This is a genomic window from Pseudomonas fluorescens HK44 (assembly GCF_000217955.3).
GTDB classification, from domain to species: Bacteria; Pseudomonadota; Gammaproteobacteria; order Pseudomonadales; family Pseudomonadaceae; genus Aquipseudomonas; species Aquipseudomonas fluorescens_AQ.
This window is the reverse complement of record NZ_AFOY02000015.1, coordinates 842,553-857,606: the sequence shown is the minus strand read 5'-3', so window position 1 is coordinate 857,606 and position 15,054 is coordinate 842,553. Positions and strand designations below refer to the sequence as shown.

Annotated in this window: 12 protein-coding genes and 4 pseudogenes; 4 read left to right on the top strand and 12 right to left on the bottom strand. The window is 57.9% G+C overall.

Annotated elements, in window-relative coordinates; genetic code table 11:
• Positions 1-54 precede the first annotated feature (54 nt).
• Positions 55-279: pseudogene (locus HK44_RS16635) on the bottom strand (LLM class flavin-dependent oxidoreductase); the annotation flags it as partial.
• Positions 280-591: 312 nt separating this feature from the next.
• Positions 592-792, bottom strand: a pseudogene (locus tag HK44_RS29825) (aldehyde dehydrogenase family protein); the annotation flags it as partial.
• Between HK44_RS29825 and HK44_RS29820 the strand changes: the two are divergent.
• From HK44_RS29820 to ltrA, 3 genes and pseudogenes are all read left to right on the top strand, one after another.
• Positions 775-918 (top strand): annotated as a pseudogene (locus HK44_RS29820) (YkvA family protein); the annotation flags it as partial. The pseudogenes HK44_RS29825 and HK44_RS29820 sit on opposite strands and share 18 nt — an antisense overlap.
• Positions 919-1,196: 278 nt before the next feature.
• The gene (locus tag HK44_RS16625; protein WP_019690370.1) at positions 1,197-3,161 is read left to right on the top strand and encodes a HAMP domain-containing methyl-accepting chemotaxis protein; all 1,965 of its coding nucleotides are present in this window, start codon (positions 1,197-1,199) and stop codon (positions 3,159-3,161) included.
• Between the two features lie 729 nt (positions 3,162-3,890).
• Positions 3,891-5,030, top strand: coding sequence for a group II intron reverse transcriptase/maturase (ltrA, locus tag HK44_RS16620; RefSeq protein ID WP_019690371.1), 1,140 nt, complete (start codon positions 3,891-3,893; stop codon positions 5,028-5,030).
• Here the strand turns inward: ltrA and HK44_RS16615 are convergent.
• From HK44_RS16615 to HK44_RS16575, 9 genes and pseudogenes are all read right to left on the bottom strand, one after another.
• A pseudogene (locus tag HK44_RS16615) lies at positions 4,972-5,706 on the bottom strand (MFS transporter); the annotation flags it as partial. The gene ltrA and the pseudogene HK44_RS16615 overlap by 59 nt on opposite strands.
• 109 nt (positions 5,707-5,815) lie before the next feature.
• Entirely contained in the window at positions 5,816-6,703 is an 888-nt protein-coding gene (locus tag HK44_RS16610) for an alpha/beta fold hydrolase (protein ID WP_019690373.1), read from the bottom strand.
• 27 nt (positions 6,704-6,730) lie between these two features.
• The gene (locus HK44_RS16605) at positions 6,731-7,495 is read right to left on the bottom strand and encodes a substrate-binding domain-containing protein (RefSeq protein WP_019690374.1); all 765 of its coding nucleotides are present in this window, start codon (positions 7,493-7,495) and stop codon (positions 6,731-6,733) included.
• A gap of 74 nt (positions 7,496-7,569) precedes the next feature.
• Positions 7,570-8,511, bottom strand: a complete 942-nt coding sequence (locus HK44_RS16600) for an SMP-30/gluconolactonase/LRE family protein (protein ID WP_019690375.1) — start codon at positions 8,509-8,511, stop codon at positions 7,570-7,572.
• Between the two features lie 25 nt (positions 8,512-8,536).
• On the bottom strand, positions 8,537-9,361 hold the full coding sequence (locus HK44_RS16595; protein ID WP_031319513.1) for an amidohydrolase family protein: 825 nt from the start codon (positions 9,359-9,361) through the stop codon (positions 8,537-8,539).
• A gap of 53 nt (positions 9,362-9,414) precedes the next feature.
• Positions 9,415-10,233 (bottom strand): SDR family NAD(P)-dependent oxidoreductase, encoded by an 819-nt coding sequence (locus HK44_RS16590; RefSeq protein ID WP_019690377.1) that lies wholly within the window; start codon positions 10,231-10,233, stop codon positions 9,415-9,417.
• Between the two features lie 10 nt (positions 10,234-10,243).
• On the bottom strand, positions 10,244-10,804 hold the full coding sequence (locus HK44_RS16585; RefSeq protein ID WP_019690378.1) for a carboxymuconolactone decarboxylase family protein: 561 nt from the start codon (positions 10,802-10,804) through the stop codon (positions 10,244-10,246).
• A gap of 14 nt (positions 10,805-10,818) precedes the next feature.
• Positions 10,819-12,144, bottom strand: coding sequence for a C4-dicarboxylate transporter DctA (locus HK44_RS16580; protein ID WP_019690379.1), 1,326 nt, complete (start codon positions 12,142-12,144; stop codon positions 10,819-10,821).
• Positions 12,145-12,218: 74 nt separating this feature from the next.
• Complete coding sequence (locus HK44_RS16575) at positions 12,219-12,863, bottom strand: DUF4286 family protein (RefSeq protein WP_019690380.1); 645 nt, start codon at positions 12,861-12,863, stop codon at positions 12,219-12,221.
• Between the two features lie 116 nt (positions 12,864-12,979).
• Here HK44_RS16575 and HK44_RS16570 point away from each other — a divergent pair, with 116 nt between their 5' ends.
• Entirely contained in the window at positions 12,980-13,912 is a 933-nt protein-coding gene (locus tag HK44_RS16570) for a LysR family transcriptional regulator (RefSeq protein ID WP_033865468.1), read from the top strand.
• Between the two features lie 54 nt (positions 13,913-13,966).
• On the opposite strand, the gene HK44_RS16565 is transcribed toward HK44_RS16570, so the two are convergent.
• Positions 13,967-14,872 carry an alpha/beta fold hydrolase gene (locus HK44_RS16565; protein ID WP_019690382.1) on the bottom strand — a complete coding sequence of 302 codons (906 nt, stop codon included), beginning with the start codon at positions 14,870-14,872 and terminating at the stop codon, positions 13,967-13,969.
• Positions 14,873-15,054 lie beyond the last annotated feature (182 nt).

Genomic DNA, 15,054 nt, shown 5'->3' with positions numbered 1-15,054 from the left:
CCCTACACATCAGTCAACCCCAAGGCTTCGCATCCGAGGGGTGGGGCAGCGGGCTCAGCGAAACGCTGGCACCACGTGTTTGATAAACAGCTCCAGGGATTTTTTCTTCTCCGCGTGGGGCAAGCTGTTATCGCACCAGAAGCTGAACTCGTCGACGCCCAGTTCCTGGTAATACTTGATGCGGGCGACGACTTCTTCCGGGGTACCAATCATGGTGTTCTTGCGGATGTTTTCCAGCTCGAATTCCGGGCGCTCGGCGAATTTTTCTTCCGGCCTCGGCCATCAGGCTCAGTTCGCTTAGGTCCTCGAACAGCTGCCGATGGCTGATGCTCTGGTCCCAACGTTCCATGTGCACGAACAAGGAAAATCTCATGACGCTACCTCGGATCTTTTGTTGTTAGCCTGTCCTGGGCGCTCCCGGATGTTCTAGCCGGTTGAAGCGCGTCACTGAGAATGGCTGGCTGGTTTGCGTGGTATACCATAATACGCAATATCTGCAAAATATTTCTCTCCGACGGTAACGTACTCTCCTCACAAGGAGGGCGAGCTAGATGAACATAAAACAAAAACTGATCCTGGCATTTACCTCTCACCGATCGGCTGCTTGAGCACCATCAGGCGCTTGTCGACTTGGTGACCGGGAATCATGTCGCCATAGAGGCGACTGGCTTCTTCGCCGAACCACTCCAGGAAGGTGGCGGCGTAAGCGATTCCGCCACGGGACTCGGTCAGCGGCTTGCCTTGCTCCAGGGTCATCAGGCGGGCCAGGTCTTCCTGGTTGGCCATCAGAAGAGCCTCATCGACTTAATCCCTTATTTCATTCCTGTCCTGGGCTATTTGGACGATGCCATCCTCCTGCCATTGGGTATTCTGCTTGTTATTCGCGTTATGCCTCTCAACGTGCTTGATGAGTGTAGAAAGCACGTTGAGATGGGAGGAAAGCAAGGCATCAAGGCCGGTTATTGAAATGGCGGAAGTATTTAATGAGCTGGTCTGGCTTGGATTTGGAGCCCTGGTGTGGTGGCTATTCGACAATGGCTGATCGGAAAATTCTCACATTGTCTATGCAGAGCGCTCTGCTGGCAGATGAAGGCAAATAGTGCGTCTAGCTAATTTTGCCGGCCGCCGTCCTGATTGCTGGTCTTCTGTATCGGCGCCTCACCAAAACTATAAATGTGTCCACAAAGGATCTGACCATGGCCTCTGCTTCCGCCACCTTTTTCCTTGATATGAGTGTGCGTAAAAAACTTCTCACAGGCTTCAGCGTGGTGCTGCTGATCAGTCTACTGGTAGCTCTGGTCAGCTTCAGTGCCCTTGAGAGCACGCTCAAGCGCATTGACACACTGCTCAAGGTCAACGACATCGACACCAAGCTCTACCAGGTGCGGCAAAACGAGAAGAACTTCATTATCAGCGGTGATGACAGTTACATCCAAAGCGCCGTAGCCACCATCCACGAGATCAAGCAGATCGCTGCTGAGAACCTGAAAATCATGCGTATCCCGGAGACCGTCACACTGATGAAACAGGTCAGTCAGGACGTCAACCGCTACCAGGATAAATTACTCGAGCTCAGCCGGGCATCAATACAAAATCGTGCAACACAAACAGCCATGGAAGATTCGGCGCAGGAGGCCGTGAAACAATTCGATGAGCTGGAGGCCAGCCTCGCGGCGACAGCGGTCAGCGAGATTCGCGAAAACGGTGATGAAAACAGTCTTCGCTCGCTGGAGTTTGCTCGCCAGGCCAGCGACCTGACCAAGGAAGTACTCAGTGCACGCCATCGTGAAAAAGACTTCATTCTGCGCGGTGAGCAGCAGTATGCCGACCTTTTACTGGCCCATTTCGAAAAACTGAACAAGTCCGGCAAGCAATTGCGCAATAGCCTGATCGACCCTGCCAGCCAAGGCAACATCGATGTCGCACTCCGCCAGCTCTTACGCTACCAGGCGGATTTCGGCGAGCTGCAGCAAAGCCTTTTCAAGCTGAAAACGACCGAAGCTGAAATGAATGAGCGGGCAACACAGGCCGCGGCTGCGTCTAATGACGCTGTGAATCTGCAACTGAAAATCCTCGAAACCGAAGCCAGCAAAGCCAAAACCATGTTGGGTGGTGCGACCTTGGCGGGCTTCATCGTTGGTCTGCTGGCAGCCATACTGATTGCCCAAATGATCGTCGTGCCGCTGCAACGAGTGGTGGGTCTGGCCCGTAAAGTGGCTGACGGCGACCTTTCTGAAGACATCCGCAGCGACCGTAAAGACGAGTTGGGTATGCTGATGCAAGCCATGCAGGCCATGACGCTGAGCCTGCGCACCTTGCTCACTGCCCTCAGAGGCAGCATTGAACAACTGGCGACCGCTGCCAAGGAAATGTCGGCAGTCACCCAACAGAGCAGTGCGGGTATTACCCAGCAGAAGCTGGAAACCGAACAGGTCGCCACGGCCATGAACGAAATGGCCGCCACCGTACAAGATGTGGCGCGCAGCGCCGAAACCGCGGTCTGCTCGGCCGATCAGGCTGACCGACAAGCGCAACAGGGCACTTTCGTGGTTCAGCAGACTATAGAACACATCGAAAGACTGGCAATGACCGTGGAGCATTCTGCTGAGTCTATTGAGCGCCTGAGCCACGACAGCGCCAACATCGGCACGGTATTGGATGTGATCAAAAGTATCGCCGACCAGACCAATCTGCTCGCCCTCAATGCTGCTATCGAAGCCGCGCGCGCTGGTGATGCCGGTCGAGGTTTTGCCGTCGTAGCTGACGAAGTTCGTGCGTTGGCCCGTCGAACCCAGGAATCAACTGCGCAAATTGAAGGCCTGATCGGTACCTTGCAAATTGGAGCGCAAGGTGCGGTAGAAATGATGGGCATGAGCCGTGTCGAAGCAGGCAATACGGTGGGGTCGGCCAAGGAAGCAGGTGCGGTACTGGAAACGATTAACACCGCTGTGTCGAGTATTCAGCAGATGAATCTGCAGATTGCTACAGCTGCCGAACAACAAAGTTCGGTGGCCGAAGAGATCAATCGTAGCGTTGCAAGTATACGTGATGTCGCTGAGCAATCTGCTGCAGCCGCCGAAGAATCTTATGCGGCCAGCAGTGATCTGGCCCGTTTGGGTGGCGAATTGCAAACCATGGTGAGCCGATTCAAGCTGGTATGACGTAGCAGCAAGCTGTCCTTGTCGCACTGATCCTAGGGGGCGTTCTCATTTGAATCGAGCAGGTTAACCCGCTTAAAAGGCTAGAACTGGTGCCCACTTAAATTTAAGTGCACTCCATGTCTTGGCATTTCAGGGCCGGGTAGATGACTTGGCCGGACGCATAGTGCGCCAGTTAAAGCTGGCGGAGGATAGTCGATGAAAGTTCGATACTGGTAAGAAATGGCGAATCAACCAGACCCTGAGTCATGCATGTTGCACCGTGAGGTGCAGGGTGAAGCGTTGACAGGGGAAACCGATGGGCCAGCCATTGAGCCGCGTAATCAGGAATCCGGGATGCCGATGCTGTTATGCGAAGCAGAAGGCAATACGGAGCATGGCGTTATACGCCAGTCATGCTCTGATCCCGCGCGGTCGGAGACCCTGTGCACGTCGGGAAGTCCTTCGCACAGAAACTGGGAGATCTCGGCAATGCCCGGTGCGCAAGCACCGGGCGGAGCAGGAAAGGCCAAAAGCCGTAACCCTGCTGTCTACGTTGTTGAGAAGTCGGATACGTCCGTAGTACCTGAGAAACCGTCGAACAAGGGGCCAAGCCCTGCGGAGAGGGTGGAGGAAAGGGACGTAGCCAAGGGAAACACCAACACTTCCCCCGCGCCCCGGACACAGAGCCGGATCAGTTGCGCGTCGATGGGACTTGACGGTGTACGTGAAGCAGCCCGAAGGAATAAGGGCATGCAGTTCACGGCTTTGCTGCACCACGTTACACCGCAATTACTGGCGCAGAGCTTTTATGCCCTGCGCCGGGATGCAGCGGTGGGCGTGGACGGCATGTCGTGGCGAGAGTACGAAGAAGGTCTTCTCCAGCGGGTAGGTGACTTGCACGCACGGCTTCATAGTGGTGCCTATCGGGCAACGCCGTCGCGACGGGTCTATATTCCCAAAGCCGACGGTAGGCTGCGCCCGCTGGGCATTGCCTCTCTGGAGGATAAGATCGTACAACAAGCAGTTGCCACTGTTCTGAATGCGATCTATGAAGAAGACTTTCTAGGATTCTCGTATGGGTTTCGGCCGGGACGTAGCCAGCACGATGCGCTGGATGCATTAACGGTCGCGCTCAAGGGCCAGAAGGTGAACTGGATATTGGATGCGGATATCACGTCGTTCTTTGATGAGATCGACCATGAATGGATGCTGATGTTTCTGGGACACCGAATTGCAGATCGGCGCCTGCTCGGACTTATCTGCAAATGGCTTCAGGCGGGAATAATGGAGGAAGGCCGTAGGGTGGCTGCGGCCAAGGGGACTCCCCAAGGCGCAGTGATATCTCCGTTACTGGCGAATATCTATCTCCACTACGTGCTGGATCTGTGGGCAAGGCAGTGGCGCGAGCGCCACGCCCGTGGCGATGTCATCGTTGTGCGCTACGCGGACGACAGTGTTGTGGGTTTCAGGTTGAAATCGCAGGCCCAGCAATTCTTGCAGCAATTACGAGAACGACTGGCCAGGTTCGGTTTATCGCTTAATGCTTCGAAGACACGGCTGATTCAGTTTGGTCGTTTCGCTGCGAGAAATCGTAGAGACCGAGGCTTGGGTAAACCGGAGACGTTTGACTTCCTAGGCTTCACACACTGTTGTAGTACCAACAGGATCGGTGGTTTTCAAATACTGCGTCTGACGGTCAAGAAGCGAATGCGTGCAACGCTGCTGGTCATCCGGGATGAGCTGAAACGTCGACGTCATGAGCCCATCCGGGTTCAAGGGCAATGGCTAAACCGAGTGGTCAGTGGGTATTTCAATTACCACGCGGTGCCGGGAAACCTAATTTGGCCAAAATGGGTAACAGGACGCTGTAGCAAGACGCTAGAAGATTGACCGTTACCACGCTGAGCAAAACCTGGCGAACACTGTGTGTGTTCCAGAGATATCCAAGACCCTCTCGGAAAATCTCCTGGGTCGATCCCAGAGCTCTTCGGGAGGAGGGGCTTTTGACTCTCAGTAAGCCGAGCAGAAGCGCAGCAAAGGCAAGGGAGTTGAGCAGGAAACAGCTGAACTCACCACTCCAATGTATCAGCCACCCAGCCAGCGGCGGGCCGACGAAGCGCGAAGCGTTGATCAGCGTTGAGTTCAAAACGAGTGCATTTGGCAGGTCGCTGCGGTCGTCGACAAAGTTGCCGATCAGGGCTTGGCGCAACGGCGTTTCAACTGCGTTCAACAGGCCCAGCAACAGAGCCATGAGCACGATGATTTCGCTGCTCATCCAGTGCAGCCAGGTCAGCGCTGCCATGCTCGCCGATTGCACAGATAAAAGGATCTGGACCAGCATCAACAGCTTTCGTTTGTCATGACGGTCCATCCAGGCACCGGCCACAGGTCCAAGGATCAATTGCGGCAGCAGGGCCAGAAAAGTGATGGTGCCCAGGAGCACTGCCGAACCGCTCAGGTGATAGGCTAGCCAGGCCAGGGCGACCTGTTGCATCCACTTGCCCAGTGTGGAGACGCCTTGACCGAGAAAATAGATTTGAAAGTTCTTGTGCGCCAGGGCTCTGATCGGCTCAGGCCATTTCTTGGGTTGCGGGCACGCGGATATTGTCACGGTAGTCCTGAAGGATGATCAGGCGCGCGCCTTGAACGGCGCCGCGCCTGGTTGTTGGTATGGGTTATTCGGTTTTCAGGTCGTAGGTCTTGCTGGCAAAGGAAGCGATTGCATCCGCCATGGCTTGAGGTTGTTCGGGAGCCATGGCGTGGCCGGCATTTTTCAGTACGACCACCGAAACCCGGTCCCCGAGCATGTTCTTCAGTACCTGCGAGAAGCGGCGAGGCGCAACAGCGTCGGCCTCGCCCTGCAGGTCAAGAATCGGCGCCTTGCCAGCGGCAAAATAGTCGTCCACCGGAGTGGTGTTGCGCGCATGGGATTCAGCTTCGTGCGTCGCTTCGTGCCAGCCGTCGAGCCAGCCAGTCGGATCATTGCCCAGCGCAAAGAACGCTTGCTTGAGGTAGATCAGGCGCTGCTCCTTGGGCAGGGACAGGTCGCCGGCACCATCGATGGCCTTGCGCATTTCCGGACCGATGGGCTTTTCTGTCGAACCTGGTGGTACCTTGCCAGCCGAAGCGGCAGCCAACACAACACCGCGTACCAGGTCTGGACGATCAGCGGCCAGCTGACGCGCCGGGAAGTTGCCCCAGGCATGACCGACTACCACCACAGGCCCAGACTTTTCATGCTCGACGACGGCGGCGACGTCCTTGGCAAAATCATGAACGGAGAGGTTTTCCATAGGACCGACGCTTTTGCCGATGCCGCGAGGTTCAGGGCGTACCACCCGGAAACCCTTAGCCTGCAGATCCGCCGCCACCTGGTCGTAGTCACGTCCCGAGCGACCGAGGGAGGGCAGCATGACAATGACGGGGCCCTTACCTTGGGACGTTACGTCGATCTGTACGTTGTCGTACTTGATCACGTCTTGTTGCAGGGCTGGGGTGGCAAATGCGCTGGCGCAGGCTGTCAGCATGGCCGCCGCGCAGAGGTTCAATGCGAATTTTTTCATTGTTATTCTCCGGTGTTGTTGAAAAAATCAAAGGGTCTTGCCGGGTTCCAGGCCGCTCTCTTCAAGCAACTGAATGGCCGGCTTACTGGTCAGGTATTCGATGAAGGATTTGGCTGCGGCCGATTGAGTCGATTGTTTGGCCACCACTGCCGTGAACAGGCTGATCTTTTGTACCTTGTCGGGTAGCGGGCCGACGAAGTCGACACCGGGGGTCACTTTCAACTCGCTGACTTGCTGCATACCCAGTTCGGCATCGCCGCGAGCCAAGGCTGTCCCTACCAGTTCCTTGCCTTCGATCACGACACTTTTCGATTTCATCTGTTCGCTGATGCCGAGCTCATTGAACAGGGTCGTCGAGATGTAGACGCCGCTGGCGCCTTGCGAATACGCGACCCGCTTGGCGTTCAGGAGCGACTGACGCAGAGCATCCACCGATGAAACATCAGGCTTTGGCTGGCCCTTGGGTACGCCAACTCCGATCCGAGAGGAGGCAATCTGGGTACGAGTGGCCATTTCGAATGAGCCAGTACCTGAGAGTTGGTCCAGTGTTTCGGCGGCCATGATCGCCAAATCCATGGGCTCTTTGTGCAACACCCGCTGAGGGATCGAATCTGGCGACTCGCCCATCGATGGGCCCCAACTGATCAGCAGCTTGTTGCCGCTGGCTTTCTCGTAGGCTGGCTGCAGGTGTTGCATGGCACCCCTGAGTGCGCCGGTGGCAATGATGTGCAACTCGGCTGCCTGCAGTTGGGAGCTGACGACAAGCAGACTGCTGAGGCCTGCGGATACCATAAGCGACGCTTTTGTTGTTTTTTTCACGACTGTACCTTTTTTTTGGGGGGTTGCAGATCAACGGTCGACACGTCTCAGGTGGCTCCGTGGGTATTCACGTAAAGCGAATAAAGTGAGGTCGTAGAAGCCATCAGCAGTCGGTTGCGCTTGGGGCCACCGAAGCACAAGTTGGCGCAGCGCTCCGGTAAGTCGATATGACCGATGGCGGTGCCGTCCGGGGCGAATATGCGCACACCGTCCAGGCCAGCCTCGCCGGTACCCCAGCCACACCAGAGGTTGCCATCTACATCGATACGAAAGCCGTCCGGCGTGCCGACGCCGGCATCGATCAGCACTTTTCCGGCATCGAGTACCTGGCCTTCGGTGACGTTGAAGGTCTTGATGGTGCGAGGCCGCGCGCGGGATTCGACGACGTACAGGATTTTTTCGTCCGGTGAAAATGCCAGTCCGTTGGGCCCTTGCACGTCTTCTGCGACACAGCTCAACTCGCCACTGAGCGGGTCGATGCGATAGATGTTGGCAGGGAGTTGCGCGCAACCCTTTTGCCCCATGTAATCGCTTGCCAACCCGAAAGGTGGGTCGGTGAACCAGATGGAGTCGTCGGACTTAACCACCACATCATTGGGGGAGTTGAGCGGCAGCCCCTTGAAATGGTTGGCTAGCACCGTCTGGCTGCCGTCGTATTCGGTACGGGTGACCCTGCGGCCTCCGTGTTCGCAGACGATCAGGCGGCCCTGGCGGTCGCGTGTCATGCCATTGGCCTGGTCCGAAGGGTAGCGGAACACACTGAGCGCGCCGCTTTGTTCGTCCCACTTGAGGATCCGGTCGTTGGGCAAGTCCGTGAACAGCACATGGCGAGCGTCACCGAACCACACCGGCCCTTCGGCCCAACGCAGGCCGCCCGCGACGCGCTCAACCTTGGCATGCGCCAGCCGATAATGGCTGAAACGCGGGTCGAGTTCGCGGACGGCGGGGTCGGGGGTTCGCAGGCTGGGTTGCCAGGGAAAGTCGGGCACGGGCAGTTTCTCCAGAAGGTGGGCTTCAGCGATACAGGGTGTTTGGATTGGTAACCAGAACCGCCTGCGCTACCGTTGGGTCGGCACAGGTCTGGAGCACGAAGTCCAGCAACAGGGCGTCGTCGGGTACATCGCCCTTGACGTTCGGATGTGGCCAGTCAGAACCCCAGATCGTCCTGTCCGGAGCGCATTCGAGGAAACGCCGAACCCAGGACAGGCCTTGTGGCCAAGGACCTGCTGCGCCTTGCATTGCGCGGTCGATGCCCGACACCTTGATCCAGCGGTCCGGTCGTTTCAGATGCTGTTCCAGTGCCTTGAGCGGAGCCTCTTCGACCGGCTTGCTCAGATCCAGGCGCGCCATATGGTCGATGATCAGTGGCGTGCGCAAGGTTTTCCAGGCGTCGAGCACGGGCAGCAGAACGTCAGTTTCACCGTGCAGGAGTACGTGCCAGCCCAAGGGGGCGACGCGTTCGGCAAGTCGGCGCAGATACTCCGGGTCACGGTTGCCGGGAAGATGTCCCATCAAGTTGAAACGGATGCCTCGCAGTCCACCCTCATGCAGCGCCTGGAGCTGATCATCGGTGGTGGTGTCGTCGATCAACCCAATGCCACGATACCGCCCTTTGCTGGCGGCAATGGCAGAGAGGATGGCGCAATGGTCGGTGCCATAAGGCGCGGCCTGTACCAGCACCCCGTGTTCGATGCCCAGGCTTCGATGCAGTTCAAGCAACGCCTCGAACGGCGCGGGCGCAGGGTGGTAGGCGGCGTTGGCCGGCAGCGGGAATTGATCCCACGGACCGTAGATGTGGGTATGGCAGTCCCACGCGCCTGCTGGAAGGAGTGTGTGCATGATCATCAGCTCGAATCAGGAAAAGCCCTGCCAATGAAGGCCGGGCGTGCAGGTCAGTCGCAGCGGGCGGTCATGCCGCCGTCGACGACGATTTCGGTACCGGTAACGAAACGGGATTCATCGCTGGCCAGAAATAGCGCCGCGTTGGCGGTATCCCGGCCATCGCCCATGAAGCCCAGGGGAATTCGTGCCAGGCGGCTATCGAGCAGCTTGTCGATGTCACCGCCGGTACGTTGTCCGGCCAGGCGTACTTCCACCATCGGGGTGTGCAATTGGCCGGGGACGACAGTGTTCACGCGGATGCCTTTCTTGGCGTATTCGACCGCTGTCACTCGCGATAGCTGAATCACACCGGCCTTGCTGGCGGCATAGGCCACCTGGGCCGAACCGGTCCAGCGGATGCCGGAAGTCGAGGCGGTGTTGATGATCGAGCCACTGCCCTGAGCTTCCATGATGGGCAGCACATGCTTGCAAGTCAGGTATACGCTCTTGAGGTTCAAGGCGATCTGCGCGTCCCACTTGTCCTCGTCCAGCGCCACGGCACCGCCGGCTGAAGAGCCACCAACGTTATTGACCAGAATATCCACCTGCCCGTAGGTCTCCTTGCAGGTAGCAACCATCGCGGCGACGGATTCACCGTTGGTGACATCGCAGGCGAACGACACGACGTCCCCTCCGATGTCCTTGATGCGGCGGATGGTTTCCTCCATGGCATCAAGGTTCTTGTCGACCGCAAAGATTTTGGCGCCGGCCTGGGCGAACAGTACCGCCACGGCGCGACCGTTGCCCCAGCCAGGCCCTACGCAGCCGGCGCCAGTGACTATGGCAACCTTACCTTGCAGGCGGGTGTTCGAAGTATTCAGTTCAGTCATGCTTGCATCCTCAGGAAAGACGGGTGGGAAGTTCAGGGGCCACACCAACCGGTGGCGGCACCTCGAACACCTTGATGGTCATGGAAATCAGCGTGTAGTAGCCGGCGATGCCTACCAGATCGACCACGGCGGTTTCGCCCAGTACGCGGCTGATGTCCTGGTACAGGTGGTCGTCGACCTGGCGTGTGTCATGCAACTGGCGGATGAAGGCGTACACCAGGGCTTCGTCTTCGTGCTCGAAAGCCGGTTGCCGGTCATCGCGAATAGCATCGATCACGGCAGGGGACAGGCCGGCCTCCAGGGCAAACGGCTTATGGGCGGCCCACTCGTACTCGGCCAGCCAGTGGCGGCCGAGCAGCAGGATGGCCAGCTCCGAAAGGCGGGGCTCCAGGCTACTGTCGTAACGGCAGTAACGACCAAGGCTTTGTGCGCACTGGGCCAGCTCCGGGCGGTGTAGCCAGATGGCGAGTGGCCCACGCACGCCTTTTCGCGGGCCGGTCGCGATGGCGTCGTAGATAACTCGCTGGGCTTGATTCAGATGGTCGGGGTCTATCGCTTTCAAACGATTCATGGTCGGATTCCTGATCAAAGATTCTGAGAATGGAGTTGGCGATCTGCGCAGGGTGGTACGGCAGTCTCGGACGGTGCACGTAGCAGGCACTTACCGGCGCTGCGTCCAGTCTCGCGTTTGAATGCGTCGACATCGAAGGCGCCTTCCCAGCGAGCGATGGCGTACACGGCAATGGTGTTGCCGACGATGTTCACCAGGGCGGTTGCCGTGGCCATCATCCGGTCAATACCAAACAACAGGCCCAAGCCACCCAAGGGCAGGCTTTGCACCGATTGCAGGGTAGCTGCCAGCTTGATGAAGGCGCCGCCGGCCACCGTGGTCCCGCCCTTTGAGGTCAGGCTGAGAATCGCCAGCAGTCCGATCTGCTGCCAGATCGAGAACGGCGTGTCGGTGGCCTGGGCAATGAAACCGATGGCGACGGCCATATAGATGGACGTGCCGTCCAGATTGAAGCTGTAGCCAGCAGGCAGTACGAAGCCCACTACCACCTCGTCGCAGCCGGTACGCTTTAGTTTTTCCAGCAGTCTCGGGAACGCGACTTCACCAGAGGCAGTGCCCAGCACCAACAGTACCTCTTCGCGGATTACTTTCAGGACAGTCCAGAACGGCAGGCCGATGGACCAACTGATGGTACCCAGCACCCCGAACACGAAAAACAGCGAGGCTGCGTAATAGACGGCAATCAACTTCAGCAGGTAGAGCAGCGTGGCGCCGCCGTAACTGCCCACCGCTGCGGCCATGGCACCGAATGCACCCAGCGGAGCCAGTTTCATGATGAAGCCCAGCATTTTGAACAACACGCTCTGGGCTTCTTCGATGCCTTTGACGATCAGCGAATCGGGCCCGGCAACTCGGTTGATCGCCAACCCAGCCAGCATCGAAATGATCAGCACCTGGATGATGTCACCCTTGGCAAAGGCGTCCACCAGAGTGTGTGGGATCAGACCTAGCAGATAATCGATCACCGAAATACTGCCGGCACTCGCTGTAGCCTTGATGGCTTCTGCCGATTCGTTGAGGTTGCCAGCATGCAACCCGGCACCGGGCTGAATCAGGTTGACCAACACCAGACCGACGACCATCCCCAAGGTACTGACCACTTCAAAGTACAGCAGGGATTTCATGCCCAGACGACCCAGCTTGCGCATGTCCTTGACGTGTGCGAGGCCGTGCACCAGTGTGAAAAACACGATGGGCGCAAGCATCATCTTCAGCAGAGCGATAAATGCCTGGCCGAGGGGTTTCATGGCGATCGCCCAAGTGGGTGCCAGTAGCCCCAGCAACACGGCCGCTACCAGCGCGACCAGTACTTGTACATGCAGCTTCTTCAAATGTTTCATAGATAATCCTCGCCCCGGTGGGCGTCATTATTTTTGTATGCAGGCACATGTTGTTCGGATGGCTCTCCAGGCGATCAACGGCAGTAGGGGAGGTAGAGATTGAAATGCGTACAACCGACATTGAGTGGTCGCCGCATGGCATCCAGAGCACTTGACTGAATGCAGTAGTCGAAGGTCGCAATCAGAAACAGGCTGCGTCCCCGGTCAACCGGGGGCGCCAGGTTTTCACCCCACTGCAGCGTTAATACGCCAGCTATCGTGTTGATCTGGGCGTCAACGGTGCTGATGAAGCTTTCCATGTCGACGTGAGCGGGCATGTTCCAACTCATCAACAGGAGGGAGGCGGCCTGGCCTGGCCGGCGCGCTTCGGCGCAGGTCCTGAGTACGATCCGCTGACGACCGACGGTTCTGGGCAAGATGCGACGGCTCCATGGTGTGGAGCGTGCGCCCGATACACTCAGGTACTGCGCAGTATTCAACACGTCTTCGTTCTCAAGCTCGTAGAGCGCCAGATAGCGTGGCCAGCCTTCGCTACACACCCAACGCTGGCCGTCGAGAAAGCCCGGCAGCACTAGGCGCTGTGGGAAGTGCTCGGTGTCGTACCAGTCGTTGAACTCCTCCTCCTGAGAGGAGGGGGGTTGCATCAGCGCAAGCAACAGCGCGCCGTTCATGATGCAATTGTCGAGAGTGGGCAGGGCGGTATGACTGAAATCAGGCATTTGGAGTTCTTCATTGTTGTTCTCCTATTTGTGCTCAGCATAGAGAACCCTAAAAAACTAGACAAAAACCTTTTATTGATAGCAATCTATGCTTTAAAAGCATGGGGTTTAGGGTCGTGGATATTCGAGAGTTGCGCACGTTCGTTCAGGTGGCACATGCGGGCAGCTTCAGCCGTGCAGCGCGCGATCTGTATATCGCCCAGCCTGCGCTTAGCCGGCAGATCGCCAAGCTTGAAGATCAACTCAATGTCACCTTGCTGACCCGTCATGGTCGAGGGGTCGAGTTGACGGCTGCCGGTGCGCGATTGTTGGAGCGTGCTGAAATGATGCTCCACTACCTGCAGGAAACCACCGATCACGTGCGCAACAGTGCACAGGAGGAACGTGGGCATCTGGCAATCGGTCTTCCCCCGGCAATCGGCGCTGTGATCGGCCCGCAACTGATCAGGAGCTTCCGCGAGCTATGGCCCAAGGCCTCGTTGCATGTCCGTGAAGGGCTCAGCAGCTCTCTGCAGGAGTGGATACTGGATGGGCGGGTGGACCTGGCAGTGGTCTACAACCAGCCGCTGCTTGAAGCCTTTGAAGTGCGACCGCTGTTCAGCGAGCCCATGGTGGTAGTCGGCCCCATCGGCGAGCCGGCCCGTGCGTTTCGCATCCATGAACTGGCGGATCTTCCGTTGATTATGCCGAGCCTGCCGCACAGTAACCGGCGGTTGGTCGAACAGACCGCAGTACAGAATGGCGTCAGGCTGAAAATCGAAGTGGAAGTGGACAGCGTGGATCTGACCAAGCGCCTGGTTCAGGCAGGGCTCGGCTACTCGATCCTGGCCAACGCGGCGGTGCAGGATGAAATCGCGCAGAAAAAGCTGGTCGCCCATTCCATCGAGCGTCCCGCCATTCGTTCCACTGTGACCTTGACGACGTTGCGTGGACGTCGCACCAGCCGGCTGGCCGCCAGCTGGGAGACGCTGCTGATCACCCACCTCAAGTTTCTGGTGACTCAGGGGGCCTGGAAGGATGCGGCTGTCTGGCTGGCGCCTGACGAGTGATCAGGGCAGGGCACGGCTCGATCTCTATAGTCGACCTTGCCAGTTGCTGATTGCTCAACCTCCTTTCACCTGACCGGTGACGGGTGTGTCGGCATACACACGCTTTGCAAACTCGGCAATGGCGTGTGCCATTTCTCGCGGCCGTTCGGGCGCCATGGCGTGTCCGGCTCCCGGTATGGTTTTGGCCTCGACCCGATCACCCAGCATCGACTTCAGAATGTTGGGTATAACCACTGCGTCATCGCCGCCCTGAAGGTCGAGGATCGGTACGGTGGAGCCCGCCGACCAATACAGGTCGATGGGCGTTGCATCACGTGCCTGTGCCTCTGCTTTGTGTGTGGCTTCATACCAGCCGGTCAACCAGGGATGAGGGTCATTGCCGGGTGCGAAAAAGGCTTGCTGCAGATACCTCAAGCGCTGTGCTTCGGGCAGGGCGTAATTACCCGAGCCGGTGATGGCCTCAACCATCCTGCCATAGGGCTTTTCCGAAAAACCTGGAGGGAGCTTCCCTACCGAGGCCGCCGCCATCACCACTCCTTTGACCAGGTCAGGGCGATCCACGGTGAGCACGCGTGCAGGTTGGCTGCCCCAGGCATGACCGACCACGATGGCCGGGCCGGTTTTTTCATGGTCCATCAACAGGGCGACATCAGCCGCAAAGTCATGGAGCGTCAGGTTGTTCAATGGGCCTTGGCTACCGTTCACTCCCCGTGGCTCTGGACGCAATACCCGGAATCCTTCCTTGGCCAGGTAGCCTGCGACTTCATCGTAATCCTGTGCTCCTCGCCCCAGGGACGGCAGGATGACGATGGCCTTGCCCGCTCCCTGTTCGTAAGCCTCTATCTTGATGGCCCCTTGGCTGATACTTATTCGATTGACAGGTGACGCTGCCGTCGCGAACAAGGGGACGCTGAGGCAGGCAGTCAGTGCCAGCAGGAGTCGAGTCTGTTTTGCTTTCATGGGCAGTCCTTATTGTTTTTGTTCAGTGCGCGATATGCAGTTGGCAGTTTCAGGACAGCCTGCGGCGAATGACAAATACTGTGTCAACATGGGCATCCATGCTTGATCGGCATCATCAGCAAGGATGATTGAGAGGACTTGTCACGCCTCAGGGTATGCTCAGTTGGCATGAGTACGTATGG

Excerpts from the sequence above, each read along its gene's own strand:
- ltrA (WP_019690371.1), top strand. The coding sequence starts at position 3,891 with ATGCAGTTCACGGCTTTGCTGCACCACGTTACACCGCAATTACTGGCG.
- HK44_RS16565 (WP_019690382.1), bottom strand. The coding sequence starts at position 14,872 with ATGAAAGCAAAACAGACTCGACTCCTGCTGGCACTGACTGCCTGCCTC.
- HK44_RS16575 (WP_019690380.1), bottom strand. The coding sequence starts at position 12,863 with ATGCCTGATTTCAGTCATACCGCCCTGCCCACTCTCGACAATTGCATC.
- HK44_RS16585 (WP_019690378.1), bottom strand. The coding sequence starts at position 10,804 with ATGAATCGTTTGAAAGCGATAGACCCCGACCATCTGAATCAAGCCCAG.
- HK44_RS16590 (WP_019690377.1), bottom strand. The coding sequence starts at position 10,233 with ATGACTGAACTGAATACTTCGAACACCCGCCTGCAAGGTAAGGTTGCC.
- HK44_RS16610 (WP_019690373.1), bottom strand. The coding sequence starts at position 6,703 with ATGAAAAAATTCGCATTGAACCTCTGCGCGGCGGCCATGCTGACAGCC.
- HK44_RS16595 (WP_031319513.1), bottom strand. The coding sequence starts at position 9,361 with ATGCACACACTCCTTCCAGCAGGCGCGTGGGACTGCCATACCCACATC.
- HK44_RS16625 (WP_019690370.1), top strand. The coding sequence starts at position 1,197 with ATGGCCTCTGCTTCCGCCACCTTTTTCCTTGATATGAGTGTGCGTAAA.
- HK44_RS16580 (WP_019690379.1), bottom strand. The coding sequence starts at position 12,144 with ATGAAACATTTGAAGAAGCTGCATGTACAAGTACTGGTCGCGCTGGTA.
- HK44_RS16605 (WP_019690374.1), bottom strand. The coding sequence starts at position 7,495 with ATGGTATCCGCAGGCCTCAGCAGTCTGCTTGTCGTCAGCTCCCAACTG.